This is a genomic window from Enterobacter cloacae complex sp. P42RS (assembly GCF_014930595.1).
Lineage (GTDB): Bacteria > Pseudomonadota > Gammaproteobacteria > Enterobacterales > Enterobacteriaceae > Enterobacter > Enterobacter bugandensis.
In genome coordinates, this window is sequence record NZ_JADBRK010000016.1 from 83,812 (window position 1) to 100,834 (window position 17,023).

Here is a 17,023-nt window from a genome sequence, read left to right on the forward strand (position 1 = left end):
TTTTAACTGAAGTACCGGGTGTAAGGTAGTAATCAGGGAGTGTGTGTGCAGCGCGATACCTTTGTTGTAAGACGATCTTTTCTGCAATGGCTGCATAAGCGTAGCAATCCGGGTTTGATTGTTAACCTCTGTTTTATCACTGTTCTGGTATTTTCAACCCTCCTGACCTGGCGTGAAGTGGTGGTCCTCGAAGAGGCGTATATCTCCAGCCAGCGCAACCACCTGGAAACCGTGGCCAGCTCGCTGGACAGGCAGCTGCAGTACAGCGTGGATAAAATGCTGTTATTTCGCCAGAGCATGCGCGATGCGCTACAGACGCCGCTGGCCTTCAATGTTTTGCACGATGCAGTATCGCACTTTAACGCATTACGCATGCGTCCCACCTGGCAGCTCCTCGTTGACAAAAATCGCACACTTCCGATTAACGGCGTCTCGGATGCGTTTGTTGAAAAAACGTCGATTCTGAACCGGGACGCTGAACGCATCAGCAATGAAATTTCAGCCGCGCTTGAGGTGGGTTATCTGCTTAGGCTGGCGACGTCGAGCAGGCATAGTGAATCTCGGGTGATCTACGTTTCACGCGCCGGGTTTTATCTTTCGACGGACACGCTAACAGAGGCGAGCGATATTATCCCCCGCTATTATCAACTGGTCACGCAGTCCTGGTTTACCCAGCAGTCGGAACGTAACAATCGCTCCCGCGCGGTGCGCTGGTTTATCTCCACGCCGTCATCCTGGACTGGTGACGAGCGAACGATCACTGCCAGCGTCCCCATTTATTTCAATCACTACTGGTATGGCGTGGTGGCGATGGATTTTTCGCTGAATACGATGCAACGCCTGTTGGCAGAGGCGACGGACGACCGTACGGAGGGGGAGTATCAGCTGTACGACTCCCGGCTCAATATGATTGCCTCCTCTGAAAAGACAGATAAACAGGTGAACCATTTCGATGAACGCGAACTCGCGCAGATAGCGCAGGCGATCGAGCACGATACTGGCGGTGGCATCCGCCTCGGCAGCCGTTTCATCAGTTGGCAGCGGCTCGATCATTTTGATGGCCTGGTTTTGCGTGTCCATACTCTGCAGGAAGGGGTACAGGGCGACTTCGGCAGCATCAGTATCGTACTGGCATTACTGTGGGCGCTTTTTACCGCGATGCTGCTGATTTCGTGGCTGGTGATCCGCCGGATGGTCAGCAATATGTATACGCTGCAGCACTCGCTCAAGTGGCAGGCCTGGCACGACCCGCTAACCCGCCTGAATAATCGCGGCGCGCTGTTCGAACGCGCGAAACTGCTGGCGAAGAAGTGTCATCAACAGTCGTTGCCGTTCTCGGTCATTCAGTTAGACCTCGACCATTTTAAAAGCGTCAACGATCGGTTCGGTCACCAGGCCGGTGATAAGGTGCTTTCCCACTCTGCAGGGCTGATTTCCAGCGCCTTGCGTAAAAACGACGTGGCAGGACGCGTGGGCGGGGAAGAGTTTTGTATCGTCCTTCCGGGGCTCGGTCTTGAGGAGGCGAGAGGCGTCGCGGAGCGTATTCGCTGCCGAATCAACAGCAAGGAAATTCTGGTGAAGAAGAGTACGACCCTGCGCATCAGCGCGTCACTCGGCGTCAGCAGCGCTCGGGAAAACGAAAATTACGATTTCGAACAGCTGCAGTCCGTCGCGGATGCCCGGTTATATAAAGCTAAACAGGACGGACGTAACCGGGTTGTCTGGCACGATCATGACAAAAAGTGATCCAGCCCCTCCTGCCAGCCGAGCGGTCCCGCCTGCCGGGTGTGATAAACCCGGCGGGGGTTATCGTCCCGTAACGTAATACCCTGCCGGTTTATCCCCTTAATCACCACCGCGAAGTCCACGCTGTCCAGCAGCGGCGCGTCATTCGGCCCATCGCCGAGCCCCAGGGTCGTGGGTTCAATATTTTCCCGTTCACGGTACTGCGCGATTAGCCAGTTAGCCGCAACGTCCTTACCGCAGCCGGCATCGAGAATATGCCAGAAACGGGCACCCTGCAGGCATTTCAGCCCGCGTTGCGCCAGCGCCGCTTCAAACCGGGCCATGGCTTCGTCGGAATCACGCCAGATGAGCGTGACGGAGGCGTCATGCTTGCGGGCAAGCGCCGCCCGGTAGCGGGTCACCCCCGTCCATTCGCTAATGACGCGTTCGTCCACGTCGTCAAAGGTGGTGAATTTGAAGCCCGCCTGCTGGCGGATTTGCTCAATAAGCGGACGAATCTCCCGGTGCGTCATGCCGTTGATGTGGCGCTGACCCATTTCCCAGCGCACGTCAGGCTGAATCACCGCGCCGTTCTCAGCGATAAACGGTAACCCTTCCAGACCCAGATCCTGCTGAATATCCAGCATCTCTGCCGCGCTCTTGCTGCTGCAAAGAATCACCGGTACCTGGTTATCCTGCAGTTTATCCAGCCATGGCATCGCGGGCTGCCACTCATAGGTATGAATATCCAGCAGCGATCCATCCAGATCGGAAAAAATCAGCAGGGGACCCCGGAGTGAAAGCATAATAACTCCCGAAAACGAATGAACCTTAATCTAAGAATAATCCTAAAATATATCTGGGCTCAAACCGAATTGAGGAGAACCGATCCAGCCAAACCCGCATTCGGCGTATGTTGTTGCTCATAACCAAAACGATTATGTTAAAAATATTATATTCACCGTAAGAATATATGCTTGTCATGCAAAATCGTTGGGGATAGTGTTGTTTATACATCAGATTTCCTGGTGTAACGAATTTTCAAGTGCTTCTTGCATAAGCAAGTTTTGATCCCGGCCATCCCCATGACCGGGATTTTTTTCGTGTTAACGATTTGCTTCAGACACGCTAAAGTCATGAATATCCAGCTCGAAGGCCTCCGCCAGCTCGCGGTAGGTGTGATAATCCCTCCCGTTTACAATGACGTGGTCCGAACCATCGTTCGTGCGGCGGACTTCTGACTCACTGATCTCATTGATGGCGGCCAGCAGGGCATCGACATCCACCTCGACCTCGCGTTTGATGGTGTCGCTGTACTCTTTATCGGTCTTCATTACGGGGCTCCTCATTAAACCGTGTCCACGGTAAGTATAGACTGTGTATAAAAACGCCATTCACGCCGTGCGGCGATGTGTGTTTTTGCGTTTTGTTCTACACTGGCTCAAAACCAGAGGAGGAATGTATGAAGGTCAACGATCGGGTAACCGTTAAAACGGACGGTGGGCCGCGCCGCCCGGGGGTGGTGCTGGCAATTGAAGAGTTTAGTGAAGGCACAATGTACCTGGTCTCACTGGAAGACTACCCGCTCGGTATCTGGTTTTTTAACGAACTGGGGCATCCGGACGGCATTTTTGTTGAGAAAGCGGAGTAGTACGGCGTCGGGTAGCATTGCGCGTGCCCGACCACGTCCGCAAAAGCAAAAATCTCTGGCCAGGCCAGAGATCAAAGGTAGGGTGCAAAGGGGTTTAAGCCACTAACGCATGTTGACGAAAATCCCGTTCGTCACATTATCGGTCAGACGTACCACGTGATAGATCACTTGCTTATTATGCGTTTTAATTTTCCTTTTAATATTTCCTTTGTGTGACGAAACGGTTTTCGCTTTAATATTCATCTGGTCAGAGATCTGAATAGTTCCTTGTCCAGCCATCCACATTCGCAGCATACTTGATTCAGTCCTGCTTAATGAAAGGGTGGGTAAGTTAACCGCTCCTACATTTTTAACTTCTTTATTCAAATAATCACCCAGAATGTCATCCAGCGACTCGGGTTTAATCGACTTAGAACTGATCAATAAATTTTTACGGACCAACAAATACTCATCGAAATGGATATTCGCGATCGCCATAAAAACAATAAACAGGGTTTTTGGATGCTGATTAATGATTTGCTTAATGTGCTGACTGTTGGCTGGATCGTGAATGAAACAGTCCTCATTAATAAACACCACGCCTGGTTTGAGTTCGTCACAAGCGGCTGCGAGTTCTTCAACGGTGTGTGCATCGTTGATGTCTCTCTTTCTTACCCCTCTGCTTGCCAGGTACCCGGTTAACCCTAGCCGGGTGTAGCTGCATAAATCCATAATGATCGTTGACATGGCATACCCTCACTCAATGCGTAACGATAATTCACCATCTGCCTGAGAGCTCAAAACAGCCATACGGGATGGAAAAAAATAATAAACCTGTGAGCATGACAAAGACTTTCAGGCGGACTCACTATCCCGTAAAGTTACGTATAATTTGCCAGGAATCTTCTTAAAGTAAAGTAAATATTAAGTATTGTGAGGTGGTTAGAAACATTTAAACCGCGTCAGATATATCCTGGAAGATGTTTTTCGCGTTTTATTTTAGGAATATCCTCAGAAAGACAATAGCGATCGTGAGGACTATTATTTACGTGGCAATTCGCTGACAATATCCGCTAACAGATTGAATATCTCGCCGAATAAATGTTCACAGAAGGGGGCGATAAGGGGCATCAGTAATGACATTAATAAAATTCCGACCGTCAACGTTAGCGGAAAACCAATCACAAACACCGAGAGCTGCGGAGCCATTCTGTTCAGCAAGCCTAATGCCAGGTTGACGGTGAGCAGCAGCGTGATGATCGGCAGAGCCAGCATCAGACCGTTGAGGAAGATCAGCCCCGCCGCGCGGGTCAGCGCGAGGAAGGCATTGCTGTTGACCGGGTTATCACCGATCGGCAGCGTATGGAAAGTATCCACCAGCATGGAGATGAGCCACAGATGACCGTTGAGCGACAGAAACAGCAGCATCGCGAGCAGATCGATGATGCGCGCCAGCACCGGCATGTTGAGATGGCTGCCGGGATCGACAAACGTGGCGAACGATAATCCCATTTGCAGGCCAATCAACTCACCGGCCGTGCGCACGGCGGCGAAGGCGAGCTGCATGGTAAAGCCCACGGCGACGCCAATCATCACCTGCTGTAAAGCGACCCATATTGCGTTAACCGAGAAGATGGGAATATTCACGGGTGGCAGGGAAGGGGCGACGATAATGGTGATGATAATGCCCAGCCCCACCTTAACGCGCTTGGGGATCGATTTCTCGCTGAGAATGGGGGCGGTGGAGATCAGCGCCAGAATGCGCAGCATCGGCCAGAAATAGACGCCGAGCCACTGAACCCACTGGTCGCTGGTGAAGTGCAACATCGTCAGGTCAGCCGATGATGTACGGCAGATTGGTAAACAGGTTGCGCATATAGTCCAGCAGCAGGTTCAGCATCCACGGTCCGGCCACGATAATCGCCACAAATACGGCGATGATTTTCGGGATGAACGACAGCGTCATTTCGTTAATCTGCGTGGCGGCCTGAAGAATACTGATAATCAGGCCGGTAACCAGCGCGACAAGCAGCAGCGGCGCGGCAACGGCAATGGCGATTTTCATCGCTTCCGTGCCCATCATCATGACCGATTCGGGTGTCATTACCGTTCCTTAACTGTAAAAACTTTGCGCCAGCGAGCTGACCAGCAGCTGCCAGCCGTCGACCAGCACAAAAAGCATGATCTTAAAGGGCAGGGCAATGGTGGCGGGCGGTACCATCATCATCCCGAGCGCCATCAGGACGCTGGCGATCACCAGGTCGATAATCAGGAACGGGATAAAGATGGTAAAGCCAATCTGGAACGCGGTTTTCAGCTCGCTGGTGACATAGGCCGGCAGCAGAATGCGCATCGGTACCGCTTCCGGGCCCTGCAGCTCGCCGGTGTTGGACAGGCGGGCGAAGAGGGCCAGGTCCGCCTCGCGCGTCTGGCGCAGCATAAATTCTCGCAGCGGCTGCGCGCCTTTATCCAGCGCCTCCTGCATCGAAATTTTGTCTTCGCTGAACGGCTGGTAGGCGTCGGTATAAATCTTATCGATCACCGGCGACATGATGAAAAAGGTCAAAAACAGCGCCAGCCCGAGCAGAACCTGGTTTGGCGGCGCCGAAGGGGTGCCCAGCGCGTTTCGCAGCAGACCAAAAACGATGATGATGCGGGTAAAGCTGGTCATCATCAGCAGAATGGCCGGAATAAAGGTCAGCGAGGTGATGAAGACCAGCGTCTGAACCGGGAGCGACCAGCTCTGGCCGCCACCCGCAATCGGCGTGGAAACCAGACCGGGCAGCTGCGCATAAACCGCAGGAGCAAACAGGCCAACGCCCGCAAGCGTCAGGGATAACAAACGGCGCATCAGGTTCTCCCGGAACGCTTAAGCAAACTCTTCATGACGGACTGAAAATCCGCAGGGGCTTGTGCGCGCTCGTCCACCGTGACCGGGGCGGGCGGCAGTTTATGTAATACGTTGATGTTTGAGCCGGTTACGCCCAGAACCAGACGCGCATCTTCCACATCGACGATGACCACGCGTTCGCGCGGCCCAAGCGTCGTGCTGGCGCTGACCTTCAGGCCGCGGGTGCCGGCAGTTTTACCCGCCAGGCCAAAACGCTTTGCCAGCCAGGCGGCGATAAGAATAAAGGCAATAATACCGAACAGCGCCCCGCTCACCTGGAGCAGCGGGGAGCCGGGAACGGCGGAAGGCTGTGATATTGTTGCCTGGGTTTTCATGCTTAACGGCTCAGACGACGCATGCGTTCAGACGGGGTGATGATGTCGGTGATGCGCACGCCGTATTTATCGGCAACCACCACCACTTCACCCTGGGCAATCAGATAACCGTTGATCAGAATATCCAGCGGCTCGCCGGCCAGGCCGTCAAGGGCCACAACTGAACCCTGCGTGAGGCGCAGCAGCTCTTTAATGGTCATCCGGGTGCGTCCCAGTTCAACGGTCAGCTTAACCGGGATGTCCATAATCAGGTCGATGTCCTGCAGCGTGCCGCTGACGTCGCCGCCGCCTAACTGCTGGAATACCGCGTCCGCCGCGCTTTTTGTCGGAGTCGTTTTTTGCTCGTTTAACGCGTCAGCCCACAGATCGTCCAGTGCTCCGCTGTTTTCATCGGACGGATTGTTCATGTCACTCATTTGGGCTGTTCCTCATTCAGCGAATTCAAAATCGGGTTGATCAAGTGCTCAACGCGTAACGCATACTGACCGTTAATCGTGCCGTACTGGCTTGTAAGTACGGGGACACCATCTACGTGGGCAATAATGCGGTCGGGTTTGTCTATCGGCAAAACGTCGCCGGGTTGTAATTTCAGGATCTGGGATAACCGCATCGAAATGTCGGCGAAGTTCGCCACCAGCTCCAGCTGCGAGTGCTGCACCTGGCGCACCAGGTTTTCACGCCAGTTCTGATCTTCGTTGCGTGAGTTCTCCAGCGGCGGGTTAACCAGCAGCTCGCGCAGCGGTTCAATCATGCTGAACGGCAGGCAGATGTTGAACTCACCGGTCAGGTTACCGATCTCCACGTGGAACGGCGTATTGACGACGATATCGTTCGGGGAGGTGGTGATATTGGTAAATTTCACCTGCATCTCAGAACGGACGTACTCCACTTCCAGCGGGTTAATCGCTTTCCACGCGTCGCTGTAGGATTCCAGCGCCAGCTTCAGCATGCGGTTAATGACGCGCTGCTCGGTGTGGGTAAATTCACGACCTTCCACTTTGGTCGGAAAACGCCCGTCGCCGCCGAACAGGTTATCCACCGCGATGAACACCAGGCTTGGGGAAAACACCACCAGACCGGTGCCGCGCAGCGGCTTCAGATGAATCAGGTTAAGGTTGGTTGGCACCGGCAGGTTGCGGGCAAACTCATGATACGGCTGGATGCGGATCGCACCGACCGTGATATCCGGGCTACGACGTAGCAGGTTAAACAGCCCCATACGGAACTGACGTGCAAAACGTTCGTTAATGATCTCCAGCGCCTGCAGACGTTCACGTACCACGCGACGCTGGGTATTGGGATCGTAAGGACGAATATTATCGTCACCGGTGAGACCCGGTTGCGGGTCGTCACTCTTATCGCTGTCGCCGTTAAGCAGCGCGTCGATTTCTGCCTGAGAAAGAATACTGTCGCCCATGTCGTTACCGCAGAATAAAGGCTGTGTACAGAACGTCAGTGACTTCCTGCTTAGGTTGACCGTTTACCAGCGGGGTGGCCAGCGTCTGCTTGATGGCGTCGACCAGCTTTTGCTTACCCACGTCGGTAGCCAGCGCGGAGGCGTCCTGACGAGAAAACAGCAGGAGAAGGCGGCTACGCACTTCCGGCAGATAATCGTTCAGGCGCGCGCGGGTTGCTTCGTCCTTCAGGCGCAGCGTAATACCGACATACAGCACGCGATCCGCATCACCGAGGTTAACGGTGAAGGTGTCCAGAGGGAAAAAGACCGGCGCCGGCGGTGGGGCTGGTTCGGCTTTGGCCGCAGCGGTTGAAGGTTCCTGCTGCATACGCCAGTAACTATAGCCCGCGGTAGCGCAGGCGGCGAGCGTGATCAACACCAGCAGCGGGATCCAGATGGAACGCTTGCTTTTTTTGGTGATAGCGGAGTCTGTCATCTGATACGAGCTTCCTGTTTCGGTACAGCTTAATAAGGTGATTATCCCGTGTCCTGCCGTCGTCAAAGCGTGGAAAAGACGGGGATAATCACGCTACCTCTGGCGTTTAGGCGAAGATGTCTACGGCACCGTTACCGCGCGCCGCGGATTGCAGGGCGGCAGGGGTCGGCAGGAGCTCATCGCTCTCTTCATTAAAACCGCCGTGCTGGCCCGGGCGTGAAGCATGGTGCTGCTGGGATGAAGACTGTTGTTGCCCGGCAAAGCTCTCGCTGCTGACGCTGCTTTGAGAAAGCTGAATGCCGTTTTCCGCCAGCGAGGTCCGCAGGACCGGCAGCGCGGCTTCCAGCGCCGCGCGCACGTGACTGTGCGCAGAGACCATCTGCAGCTGTGCCTGGTTATCGTCCAGCTTCAGCGAGATTTGCACCTGGCCCAGATCTTCCGGGTGCAGGCGCAGCTCCGCCGTCTGCTGGCCCTGCTTAGTGAACAGGGTGATGTGCTGGCTCAGGGACTGCTGCCATTCATGTGTGCCCAGAGGCTGGCTTAGCACCGGGGCGGTGGCAACGGTAGCGGCAGGCTGGCTGGCCGCATGGCTGGAGATAATCGGCGCCAGGGTAGCGGTCGGCGAAGATGACGAGGAGGCGCTGGCGAAGTCCTGCTTCTCAGCGGCTGCGGCCACGACCGGTGTGGCTGGCGCGTTGGCGGCGAGATCCGGACCGATGTTCTTCGCCTGGCTCTGATAGGACGCAGAAAGCTGCGCTTTATCATGGCTTCCCGCAGGCGCGTTCAGGGACGGCGGCTGTCCCGCACCGTTTTGCGAAAGCGTTGCTGAACTCAGCGCCGAGGTGGCGTGAACGCCGTCGCTGCCTGCCGCACGAGAGACGGTCGTCTGCTGGTGCGGCAGCATCGCCATCAGCGCGCTTAGCCCCGCCAGCTCTTCTTCGCTCAGCTCGGTTTTAGCGTCATCTTTACCGTTGGCCGCAGTGAGCGTCTTCAGCGCGTCGCCCTTTGACAGCGGCACCAGCCCGGAGACCAACGTTTCAAGCGGCGCAGACTCCGACGTTTCAACGCCATTCAGCGCAGGCTGACGCGAGAGCAGGTCGGCAATTTTGGCCTGCAGAGCGGTATCGCCTTTGGCATCCTGCGCGACTTTCGACAGCTTGCTGCCGGCGGCTTTCAGATCCGCCAGGGTGAGCGGCGCATCGTTGCCCTTGCCCGTTGCGTCCGTCAGGGCGCCCGCCAGCAGGGAGAGAAAGTCCTGTGCCCCCTCGGAGCCTTTCCCTGTTTGCATCCCGCCTGACGGGTCGCTGTCGCTCATCAGCAGTTGTTGCAGTGTGATCATTCCGGTTTCCTCATTGATGCGCGCTGGGCAAACTCATCCATTTTCTTCTGATCCAGGCGGTTTTCCGCCAGGGTCGAGGCTGCTATCTGCCGGTCCTGTAAGGTCTGCCAGGCCTGCAGCCGCTGTTTTTTCTCGCGCCAGAAATTCAGCGCGGTATCGACTTTTTGGGTCCACTGGTTTAGCTGCTGGCGGTGCTGCTCTATCGCCTTCTCGAGCGTCTGGATAAACTGCTGATAGTTAATCCAGCGCTGGCTGCCAATGCCCTGCGTCATATCGGTATTGAGGTTGGTGCGATATTCATGCTGATAGTCGATTAACATCTTCAACTGTTCTTCAGCCTGCTGGCACCCGCGTCGCATTGCGCCAAGCTGCAATGCGGCATCATCAACTTCTTTTTCAGCCAGATCTTTCAGCGTTGATAACGCGCTGTTTTGCGCCATGACCTTCGCCCTCCACCTGTGTTACACCTGCGGGAAAATCAGCTCCAGCGCCTGGATTGAATCTTCCCAGTCGGCACGCTCAAAAATGCCCTGTTGTAAAAACGCCTCCAGCTGCGGCCACAGGCTAATCGCCTTGTCGAGCATCGGGTCGCTGCCTTTGGCATACGCCCCCACGCTGACCAGATCGCGGTTGCGCTGGAAGCTGGAAAGCAGTTGTTTGAAGTTACGCACGCGGGCGTAGTGCTTCTCGGTAATCAATGCCGTCATCGCACGGCTGATGGACGCTTCAATATCAATCGCCGGGTAGTGCCCGGCTTCGGCCAGGCGGCGCGACAGCACGATATGGCCGTCCAGGATCGCGCGCGCGGAGTCGGCAATCGGGTCCTGCTGGTCGTCGCCCTCGGTCAGCACCGTATAGAACGCGGTGATGGAGCCGCCGCCGCTGATGCCGTTCCCCGCACGCTCTACCAGCGCCGGAAGTTTGGCGAAGACCGAAGGCGGATAGCCTTTGGTGGCCGGCGGCTCGCCGATGGCCAGCGCGATTTCACGCTGAGCCATCGCGTAGCGGGTGAGGGAGTCCATGATCAGAAGCACGTGCTTGCCGCGGTCACGAAAATCTTCGGCGATACGGGTGGCGTAGGCGGCACCCTGCATACGCAGCAGCGGCGACACGTCCGCCGGCGCAGCGATCACCACCGAGCGGGCGCGGCCTTCCGCACCCAGAATGTTTTCAATAAAGTCTTTTACTTCGCGACCACGCTCGCCGATCAGCCCCACGACAATCACGTCGGCCTGGGTATAGCGCGCCATCATGCCGAGCAGGACGGATTTCCCGACGCCGGAACCGGCGAACAGGCCCATGCGCTGTCCGCGTCCTACGGTGAGGAGGGCGTTAATCGGACGCACGCCGGTATCCAGCACGTGCTCAATAGGGGTACGCTGCAGGGGGTTGAACGGCTGGGTAATCAGCGCGCCGGTTTCGGTGGTGTCCGGCGCGGGCAGGCCATCCAGCGGCTTCCCGCTGCCGTCCAGCACGCGGCCGAGCAGGGCAGGGCCAAGCGGCAGCTGTTTCCCGCTTTGCAGCCCGTCGCCGCTGATGTTTTTCGCGTATACGCGCGCGCCGGGCAGAATGCCTTCCACCTCTTCAAGCGGCATCAGGAACAGGCGCTGGCCGTTAAACCCGACCACTTCGCTTTCCACTTCACGCGTTTCCTGCCCATCCTGACGCTCAATGACGCAGGTCGCACCCAGGGGAAGCTGCAGGCCGGTGGCCTCCAGTACCAGACCGGTGGCGCGCGTCAGTCGCCCATAACGACGAACAGATGGCAGTTGCGCCATCTTCGTCTCAAAGTTGTCGAGCGTGGTGAGCCAGCGGGTAAGGCGTGCGGTCATCAGACGACTCCCGGTGCCGCCAGGCGACACAGTTCCTGCCAGCGGGTGGCGACGCTGGCATCCAGGTCGCCTTCATCGGCAGAGACTTTGCATCCGCCGTGGTGTAAGGATGGGTCGCCGCGCAGACGCCAGCCGTGCAGGCTCAGCGTTGCGCCCAGGCTCTCTTCAACGCGCTGCAGATCGTCCGGGTGGACGCGCAGCTGCGGTTTGCCGCTGAACAGCGGCTCCTGCTGAAGCAGACCCTGAATTTGTTTAATCAGCGCGGTGTTATCCACCACGGGCGTCTGGCCGATAACCTGACGCGCCGCCTCCAGCGCCATCTGCATCAGACGCGAGGCAATCACGCTGTCCAGCGCGTCCAGCGTGTGCTGGAACTCGCTGACCAGCTGCTGCATGCGGGCATGGATCGGTGCCTGCTGCTGGCGCGCCTGATCGATGCCGTGCTCTAACCCTTTCGCCAGGCCTTCCTGGTACCCCAGATCGTGCCCCTTCTGGCGGCCTTCGTTCAGACCGGCGTTATAGCCCTGCTCGTGCGCCTGCATTTGCAGCTGCGCCAGCATCTGCGCTTGCTGCCCCTCTTCGCTCAGCTCGGGCTGTTCAACGTCCGCGTCGGGCTCTGCGGGCGAGACCACCGCAGGCGTGAATTCGGCAAGGGGAGGGGCCAGATCGTCCGGCGTCCAGCGCTTCCACGACAGCTCATTAGACATAGGTGTCGTCTCCGCTGCCAATCACCATCTCGCCGGTTTCCGCCAGACGACGAACAATAAGCAGGATGGCTTTCTGTTCGTTTTCCACCTGAGACAGACGAACCGGGCCGCGGTTGGCAAGGTCGTCGCGCAGGATATCGGCCGCACGCTGGGACATGTTGCGCAGGAACTTCTCGCGCAGCGGCTGTTCGGCGCCTTTGAGGGCGATAAGCAGCGACTCGGAATCCACTTCCTGGAGCAGGCGCTGGATGCTGCGGTCGTCCACTTCGACGAGGTTTTCGAACAGGAACATCTCGTCGATGATTTTCTGCGCCAGCTCGCCGTCGAATTCGCGAACCGCCGAAATGACGGCTTCTTCCTGCTGCGTTTTCATCAGGTTGATAATTTCCGCCGCCGTTCTCACGCCGCCCATTTTGCTGCGCTTGAGGTTCTGGCCGTCGAGCAGGTTGTTTAGCACTTCGGTCAGCTCCGCCAGCGCGGCCGGCTGGACGCCGCCGAAGGTGGCGATACGCAGCATCACGTCGTGACGCAGGCGCTCTTCGAACAGGGCCAGAATATCGGCCGCCTGACCACGTTTGAGGTGAACCAGGATGGTGGCGATAATCTGCGGGTGCTCGTCGCGAATCAGGTCGGCGGCACTCTGCGGCTCCATAAAGTTGAGCGTTTCGATACCGCTGGCGGTATCGCGGGTTTCCAGAATGTCTTCCAGCAGGCTGGCGGCACGCTCTTCACCCAGCGCCTTGACCAGCACGGAGCGCAGGTAGTCGTTGGCGTTAACGTTCAGCGCGGCAAACTGTTCGGCTTCCTGTTCAAACTCTGACAGCACTTCGGTCAGCTGTTTGTTGGAGATTTGACGCACGTTGGCCATCGCCGCACTGAGAATTTGCACTTCTCGCTGGGAGAGGTGTTTAAACACCTCTGCCGCGCGATCTTCGCCAATGGTCATCAGCAGGATGACGCTTTTATCGGTGCCCGTAAGCGTATTACTCATGTTCGTTACCCATCCACTGGCGGATGACCAGCGCCACGACGCGCGGATCGTTATCTGACATTTCGCGAATGCGCTGGCTCATCACCTCAGCGCCCATGCGCTGGTTAGCACGACGCTGCTGCATCTGTTCATCTTTGCTGAGGCTAACTTCAACCGCTTCTTCCGTTTCCTGACGCGTATTCATCTGCTCGCGCGCCGCTTTTTCGGCTTCCGCACGACGCTGGAGCTGAGGACGAACACCCTTACGCCACAGCAGCCACGCGACAATCAGCACCAGCAGCCAGCGGCCTGCGGACATCAGCTGGTCGATAAACGCCTGCTGTTGCCAGAACGGCAGTTCACCGCCGGTCTCTTCAACCGAGTTAAACGGAGAGTTCACCACGTTGAGGGTATCGCCGCGCTTCTCGGAGTAGCCCATCGCTTCGCGGGTCAGGTTTTCAATCTGCTTCATCTGCTCGGCGGTCAACGGCAACGGTTTGCCGTCCGGCAGGGTTTTGTAGTTCACCACCACCGCAACGGAAAGACGCTGAATATCGCCCACGTTCAGCTTAGTGTGGCGGATCGTCCGGTCCACTTCATAGTTCGTGGTTTCGTTACGGCTGCTGGAGCGCGGACCGGCGTTATTGGTCGTTGAGGTGGTCTGCTGATTATTTTGCTGACCGTTCTGCTGGTTGGCCGGCGGCGTGGAAATCGGCGCCGCGTTTGCCGGCGCTGGCTGGTTAGAGAGCGCGCCCGGCACGCCGCCAGGATAGGCCCCGCCGATCTGTTCGCTGGAGTTTATCTGGCGTGAACGCATGACCGCCTGAGCCGCATCGCCGTTCGGGCTGTATTGCTCTTCGGTTTGTTCTTTATTAGAGAAGTCAATCTGCGCGGTCACCTGGGCGTGCACGTTGCTGTTGCCCACCACCGGGCCGAGGATCGCTTCGATACGGCGCTGGAGACGGTTTTCAACGTCGGCGGCGTATTTCAGCTGCGCATCGTTCAGGTCACGCCCGGCGGTATTGGATTGCGTCAGCAGGTGTCCGCTTTGATCCACCAGCGTCACGTTACCCGGCGGCAGGCCGGCGACGGCGCTGGAGACGAGATGCGTTACCGCGCTGATTTGCCCTTCGTCCAGCGCGCGGCCGGGCTCGAGGTTTACGGTAACGGAAGCTGAAGGGGATTTCTGTTCCCGAACAAATAAAGAGGGTTTAGGCATTGCCAGGTGCACGCGGGCACTCTTTACCGGGCCTAACGTTTCAATGGTGCGGGCCAGCTCGCCTTCCAGCGCACGCTGGTAGTTCACCTGCTCGCTGAACTGGCTGATGCCGAATTTTTCCTGGTCCAGCAGCTCAAAGCCGACCGCACCTCCCTTTGGCAGGCCCTGCTGTGCCAGGCGCAGACGCAGCTCGTGCACTTTATCCGCCGGTACCTCAAGCGCACCGCCATTATCGGCAAAGCGATACGGGATGTTCATCTGGGTAAGCTGGGTGACGATGGCGCCGCCATCCTGATCGGAAAGGTTGCCGTAGAGCGTGCGGTAATCAGGGCTTTTCGCCCACAGGACCATCGCTACAAGGATCGCAATTGCGGCAGCGCCTGCCACGATCAACGGGATTTTAGGATTCGCGCGAAGGCGGTTCATCCACTCGAGTGATTTATTCTGCGGCGCTGTAGATGCTGTTGCACTCATTGCGCACCTCTTAAATCCTGGTGGTTTACGTTATTCGTGTAGAGAAACAAAACTGACTCCCGGGTCGGCAAACACGACAAAAGTTCCATATTGATGGCCCTGCCATTATTTGACGATTCCGGATTTTCTATGCGTCAAATAACCTGGTTTTTTCACGCTATTTACCGCCATTATCTTATTGACAAGCTGTTAGTCTTGACCGCGTAAAAAACCATCCAGGGGAGAGTCATGGCTATACAGGGCATTGAAGGGGTCATCAGTCAGTTGCAGGCAACGGCGATGACGGCCCGTAATCAGAATGTGGCAGAACAGCAGCCGACCATCAGCTTTGCGGGGCAACTGCATGCCGCTCTTGACCGTATCAGCGATACCCAGACCGCTGCGCGTACGCAGGCGGAGAAGTTCACCCTCGGCGAGCCGGGCGTGGCGCTCAATGATGTGATGACCGATTTGCAAAAAGCCTCGGTTTCCCTGCAGATGGGGATCCAGGTGCGTAATAAGCTGGTGTCGGCGTATCAGGAAGTGATGGGGATGCAGGTTTAAGCAATCAAACCTGATGAAATTTATAGTTAATGATTGCTCTCAGACATGTTATGGGACATGGGTGGGACAAAGCTAATTACATTTCGTTCTGGACAGGCGTCTCATACGGTCAATTTCGCCTTCCAGAACTGTGCCTCCTCGACGCATTTCACCAGTTTTGTCACGTCTTCATGATGCAAACATATGTTTCACTTGGGCTGGCCTGATAAAATGTAACTCCTTTATTTTACAGGGATAGAAAAGTGAAAAGTTTGTTTCTGTTTTTTTCTGCAATTTTACTGGCAGGTTGTTCCGCCAAATACAGCACAAATAATATTCAGGAGCGTACAGAGCCCCTGTTAAAAGATTCCCCAGTTGCGATCTCTCAGCCAACTGACGGTGTATATGAAACACACACTTATTCGGGGTCTGGCAAAGCTACGGCAGACGCTGTAAAAGCTGCATTTTTGCGATATTCAGATAATGTGACAGTTTTTGCCGACTGTGATGATCTTGCCTGTCTCAAAAGCCGCCATACACTTAGCCGCGGTTATTATGTGGTCCCACAGATATTGCACTGGGAAGATCGTGCAACTGAGTGGTCCGGCATTCCAGACAAGATTGAAGTGAAAATCACTGTATATAATAGTGAATCCAATAGTCGTATTGCATCAACAATTATCAATGGCAAAAGCAAGTGGGCTACCTTCGGTGGCGATCACCCACAGGATTTGTTACCAGAACCTGTAAGCGCGTTTATCTCGAGTCTGTATTAATTTCCAACATGCTGTCATACAAAACCCCGTGTAAACGGGGTTTTATCAGATTTCAGTAAACCTGTCCTTCTTGTGTTTAAGCCCCCTCGATCTTCGCTGGCAGCCTCAGCGCTTTAATGCCACAATATTTTTTTCTTCGAATGCAGGAAAGATGATGAAAAAAATAGCAATTGCTGGCGCGCTGCTGGCACTGACCGGGTGCGTTCAGGTCGATAACTATAATGACGTGATCAAGCATCCCGTCCCGGCGAACCTGGCGGGATACTGGCAGTCGAAAGGGCCGCAGAGCAGTCTGGTCAGCCCTGAAGCGATTGCCACACTGGTGGTGACGGAAGAGGGCGATACGCTGGACTGCCGCCAGTGGCAGCGCGTGATTGCCGTACCGGGTAAGATCATGCTGCGTTCAGACAGCTATTACAACGTCACACGCAAGCTGGATATCTATCCGCTGGATCGCGACGGCGCTACGCTTGAATATGACGGGATGGAGCTGCAGAAGGTTGACCGCCCAACGGTGGAATGTGCGGATTACCTGAGCAAGAATCCGCTGGAGAGTAAACTGCCCTAAGGGTAAAAGCAAAACGGCAACCTCGTTGCCGTTTTTGGTGTTTGCGCCCTCTCCCTGTGGGAGAGGGACGGGGTGAGCAGCTGTGTTTAAAGTCAACATCTGACGACTAAGCTGCCGCCCATTTTTTATTGTCCCGCACCATCG

The 17,023-nt window shown here is 56.1% G+C and carries 20 protein-coding genes and 1 pseudogene; 5 read left to right on the top strand and 16 right to left on the bottom strand.

From position 1 onward, the window contains the following. Positions 1-45 precede the first annotated feature (45 nt). Complete coding sequence (gene dgcQ / locus IM314_RS17355; protein ID WP_193358742.1) at positions 46-1,746, top strand: cellulose biosynthesis regulator diguanylate cyclase DgcQ; 1,701 nt, start codon at positions 46-48, stop codon at positions 1,744-1,746. On the opposite strand, the gene IM314_RS17360 is transcribed toward dgcQ, so the two are convergent. Together IM314_RS17360 and yodD are read right to left on the bottom strand one after the other, a co-directional pair. Continuing rightward, positions 1,731-2,531, bottom strand: coding sequence for a mannosyl-3-phosphoglycerate phosphatase-related protein (locus tag IM314_RS17360; protein ID WP_045631638.1), 801 nt, complete (start codon positions 2,529-2,531; stop codon positions 1,731-1,733). The two genes, dgcQ and IM314_RS17360, sit on opposite strands and share 16 nt — an antisense overlap. Positions 2,532-2,831: 300 nt before the next feature. Then, complete coding sequence (yodD, locus tag IM314_RS17365; protein ID WP_028013707.1) at positions 2,832-3,059, bottom strand: YodD family peroxide/acid resistance protein; 228 nt, start codon at positions 3,057-3,059, stop codon at positions 2,832-2,834. A 128-nt stretch (positions 3,060-3,187) separates the two neighbouring features. Between yodD and dsrB the strand changes: the two genes are divergently transcribed. Then, a complete protein-coding gene (gene dsrB / locus IM314_RS17370) occupies positions 3,188-3,376 on the top strand; it encodes a protein DsrB (RefSeq protein ID WP_013097741.1) in 189 nt (62 codons plus the stop codon). A 102-nt stretch (positions 3,377-3,478) separates the two neighbouring features. On the opposite strand, the gene rcsA is transcribed toward dsrB, so the two are convergent. The 14 genes and pseudogenes from rcsA to fliF form a co-directional block, all read right to left on the bottom strand. Continuing rightward, the gene (rcsA, locus tag IM314_RS17375) at positions 3,479-4,102 is read right to left on the bottom strand and encodes a transcriptional regulator RcsA (protein WP_013097740.1); all 624 of its coding nucleotides are present in this window, start codon (positions 4,100-4,102) and stop codon (positions 3,479-3,481) included. Between the two features lie 287 nt (positions 4,103-4,389). Next, a pseudogene (gene fliR / locus IM314_RS17380) lies at positions 4,390-5,182 on the bottom strand (flagellar biosynthetic protein FliR); the annotation flags it as partial. Positions 5,183-5,189: 7 nt separating this feature from the next. Then, positions 5,190-5,459, bottom strand: a complete 270-nt coding sequence (gene fliQ, locus IM314_RS17385) for a flagellar biosynthesis protein FliQ (protein WP_008500315.1) — start codon at positions 5,457-5,459, stop codon at positions 5,190-5,192. Positions 5,460-5,468: 9 nt separating this feature from the next. Next, positions 5,469-6,206, bottom strand: a complete 738-nt coding sequence (fliP, locus tag IM314_RS17390; protein ID WP_193358741.1) for a flagellar type III secretion system pore protein FliP — start codon at positions 6,204-6,206, stop codon at positions 5,469-5,471. Further along, positions 6,206-6,580, bottom strand: coding sequence for a flagellar biosynthetic protein FliO (gene fliO, locus IM314_RS17395; RefSeq protein WP_045260352.1), 375 nt, complete (start codon positions 6,578-6,580; stop codon positions 6,206-6,208). Before fliO ends, fliP begins: the two co-directional genes overlap by 1 nt. Before the next feature lie 2 nt (positions 6,581-6,582). Beyond that, complete coding sequence (fliN, locus tag IM314_RS17400) at positions 6,583-6,996, bottom strand: flagellar motor switch protein FliN (protein ID WP_003859592.1); 414 nt, start codon at positions 6,994-6,996, stop codon at positions 6,583-6,585. After that, the gene (gene fliM / locus IM314_RS17405; protein WP_028013703.1) at positions 6,993-7,997 is read right to left on the bottom strand and encodes a flagellar motor switch protein FliM; all 1,005 of its coding nucleotides are present in this window, start codon (positions 7,995-7,997) and stop codon (positions 6,993-6,995) included. Before fliM ends, fliN begins: the two co-directional genes overlap by 4 nt. 4 nt (positions 7,998-8,001) lie before the next feature. Beyond that, positions 8,002-8,472, bottom strand: a complete 471-nt coding sequence (gene fliL, locus IM314_RS17410) for a flagellar basal body-associated protein FliL (RefSeq protein WP_021241388.1) — start codon at positions 8,470-8,472, stop codon at positions 8,002-8,004. A gap of 106 nt (positions 8,473-8,578) precedes the next feature. Continuing rightward, a complete protein-coding gene (fliK, locus tag IM314_RS17415; protein ID WP_193358740.1) occupies positions 8,579-9,811 on the bottom strand; it encodes a flagellar hook length control protein FliK in 1,233 nt (410 codons plus the stop codon). Further along, entirely contained in the window at positions 9,808-10,251 is a 444-nt protein-coding gene (gene fliJ / locus IM314_RS17420) for a flagellar export protein FliJ (protein ID WP_006811155.1), read from the bottom strand. The genes fliK and fliJ overlap by 4 nt, the downstream gene beginning before the upstream one ends. 21 nt (positions 10,252-10,272) lie before the next feature. Beyond that, complete coding sequence (gene fliI / locus IM314_RS17425; protein WP_023330814.1) at positions 10,273-11,643, bottom strand: flagellar protein export ATPase FliI; 1,371 nt, start codon at positions 11,641-11,643, stop codon at positions 10,273-10,275. Continuing rightward, positions 11,643-12,350 (bottom strand): flagellar assembly protein FliH, encoded by a 708-nt coding sequence (gene fliH / locus IM314_RS17430; RefSeq protein ID WP_193358739.1) that lies wholly within the window; start codon positions 12,348-12,350, stop codon positions 11,643-11,645. The genes fliI and fliH overlap by 1 nt, the downstream gene beginning before the upstream one ends. Continuing rightward, positions 12,343-13,341 carry a flagellar motor switch protein FliG gene (fliG, locus tag IM314_RS17435; protein ID WP_014832476.1) on the bottom strand — a complete coding sequence of 333 codons (999 nt, stop codon included), beginning with the start codon at positions 13,339-13,341 and terminating at the stop codon, positions 12,343-12,345. The genes fliH and fliG overlap by 8 nt, the downstream gene beginning before the upstream one ends. Then, on the bottom strand, positions 13,334-15,013 hold the full coding sequence (gene fliF / locus IM314_RS17440) for a flagellar basal-body MS-ring/collar protein FliF (protein WP_193358738.1): 1,680 nt from the start codon (positions 15,011-15,013) through the stop codon (positions 13,334-13,336). Before fliF ends, fliG begins: the two co-directional genes overlap by 8 nt. Positions 15,014-15,241: 228 nt before the next feature. Here fliF and fliE point away from each other — a divergent pair, with 228 nt between their 5' ends. The 3 genes from fliE (at position 15,242) to yedD (ending at position 16,879) form a co-directional block, all read left to right on the top strand. Further along, positions 15,242-15,556: a flagellar hook-basal body complex protein FliE gene (fliE, locus tag IM314_RS17445; RefSeq protein ID WP_013097729.1), complete on the top strand. Its 315-nt coding sequence runs from the start codon at positions 15,242-15,244 to the stop codon at positions 15,554-15,556. 242 nt (positions 15,557-15,798) lie between these two features. Continuing rightward, complete coding sequence (locus IM314_RS17450; protein WP_193358737.1) at positions 15,799-16,311, top strand: DUF4823 domain-containing protein; 513 nt, start codon at positions 15,799-15,801, stop codon at positions 16,309-16,311. Between the two features lie 154 nt (positions 16,312-16,465). Then, positions 16,466-16,879 (top strand): lipoprotein YedD, encoded by a 414-nt coding sequence (yedD, locus tag IM314_RS17455; protein ID WP_045260349.1) that lies wholly within the window; start codon positions 16,466-16,468, stop codon positions 16,877-16,879. The last annotated feature ends 144 nt before the right edge of the window (positions 16,880-17,023 follow it).

Coding starts and splice junctions, on each gene's coding strand:
- yedD (WP_045260349.1), top strand. CDS start 16,466: ATGAAAAAAATAGCAATTGCTGGCGCGCTGCTGGCACTGACCGGGTGC.
- fliJ (WP_006811155.1), bottom strand. CDS start 10,251: ATGGCGCAAAACAGCGCGTTATCAACGCTGAAAGATCTGGCTGAAAAA.
- fliI (WP_023330814.1), bottom strand. CDS start 11,643: ATGACCGCACGCCTTACCCGCTGGCTCACCACGCTCGACAACTTTGAG.
- fliF (WP_193358738.1), bottom strand. CDS start 15,013: ATGAGTGCAACAGCATCTACAGCGCCGCAGAATAAATCACTCGAGTGG.
- fliE (WP_013097729.1), top strand. CDS start 15,242: ATGGCTATACAGGGCATTGAAGGGGTCATCAGTCAGTTGCAGGCAACG.
- fliN (WP_003859592.1), bottom strand. CDS start 6,996: ATGAGTGACATGAACAATCCGTCCGATGAAAACAGCGGAGCACTGGAC.
- fliG (WP_014832476.1), bottom strand. CDS start 13,341: ATGAGTAATACGCTTACGGGCACCGATAAAAGCGTCATCCTGCTGATG.
- yodD (WP_028013707.1), bottom strand. CDS start 3,059: ATGAAGACCGATAAAGAGTACAGCGACACCATCAAACGCGAGGTCGAG.
- fliO (WP_045260352.1), bottom strand. CDS start 6,580: ATGAAAACCCAGGCAACAATATCACAGCCTTCCGCCGTTCCCGGCTCC.
- fliQ (WP_008500315.1), bottom strand. CDS start 5,459: ATGACACCCGAATCGGTCATGATGATGGGCACGGAAGCGATGAAAATC.
- rcsA (WP_013097740.1), bottom strand. CDS start 4,102: ATGTCAACGATCATTATGGATTTATGCAGCTACACCCGGCTAGGGTTA.
- IM314_RS17360 (WP_045631638.1), bottom strand. CDS start 2,531: ATGCTTTCACTCCGGGGTCCCCTGCTGATTTTTTCCGATCTGGATGGA.
- dsrB (WP_013097741.1), top strand. CDS start 3,188: ATGAAGGTCAACGATCGGGTAACCGTTAAAACGGACGGTGGGCCGCGC.
- fliP (WP_193358741.1), bottom strand. CDS start 6,206: ATGCGCCGTTTGTTATCCCTGACGCTTGCGGGCGTTGGCCTGTTTGCT.
- fliH (WP_193358739.1), bottom strand. CDS start 12,350: ATGTCTAATGAGCTGTCGTGGAAGCGCTGGACGCCGGACGATCTGGCC.
- fliK (WP_193358740.1), bottom strand. CDS start 9,811: ATGATCACACTGCAACAACTGCTGATGAGCGACAGCGACCCGTCAGGC.
- fliM (WP_028013703.1), bottom strand. CDS start 7,997: ATGGGCGACAGTATTCTTTCTCAGGCAGAAATCGACGCGCTGCTTAAC.
- fliL (WP_021241388.1), bottom strand. CDS start 8,472: ATGACAGACTCCGCTATCACCAAAAAAAGCAAGCGTTCCATCTGGATC.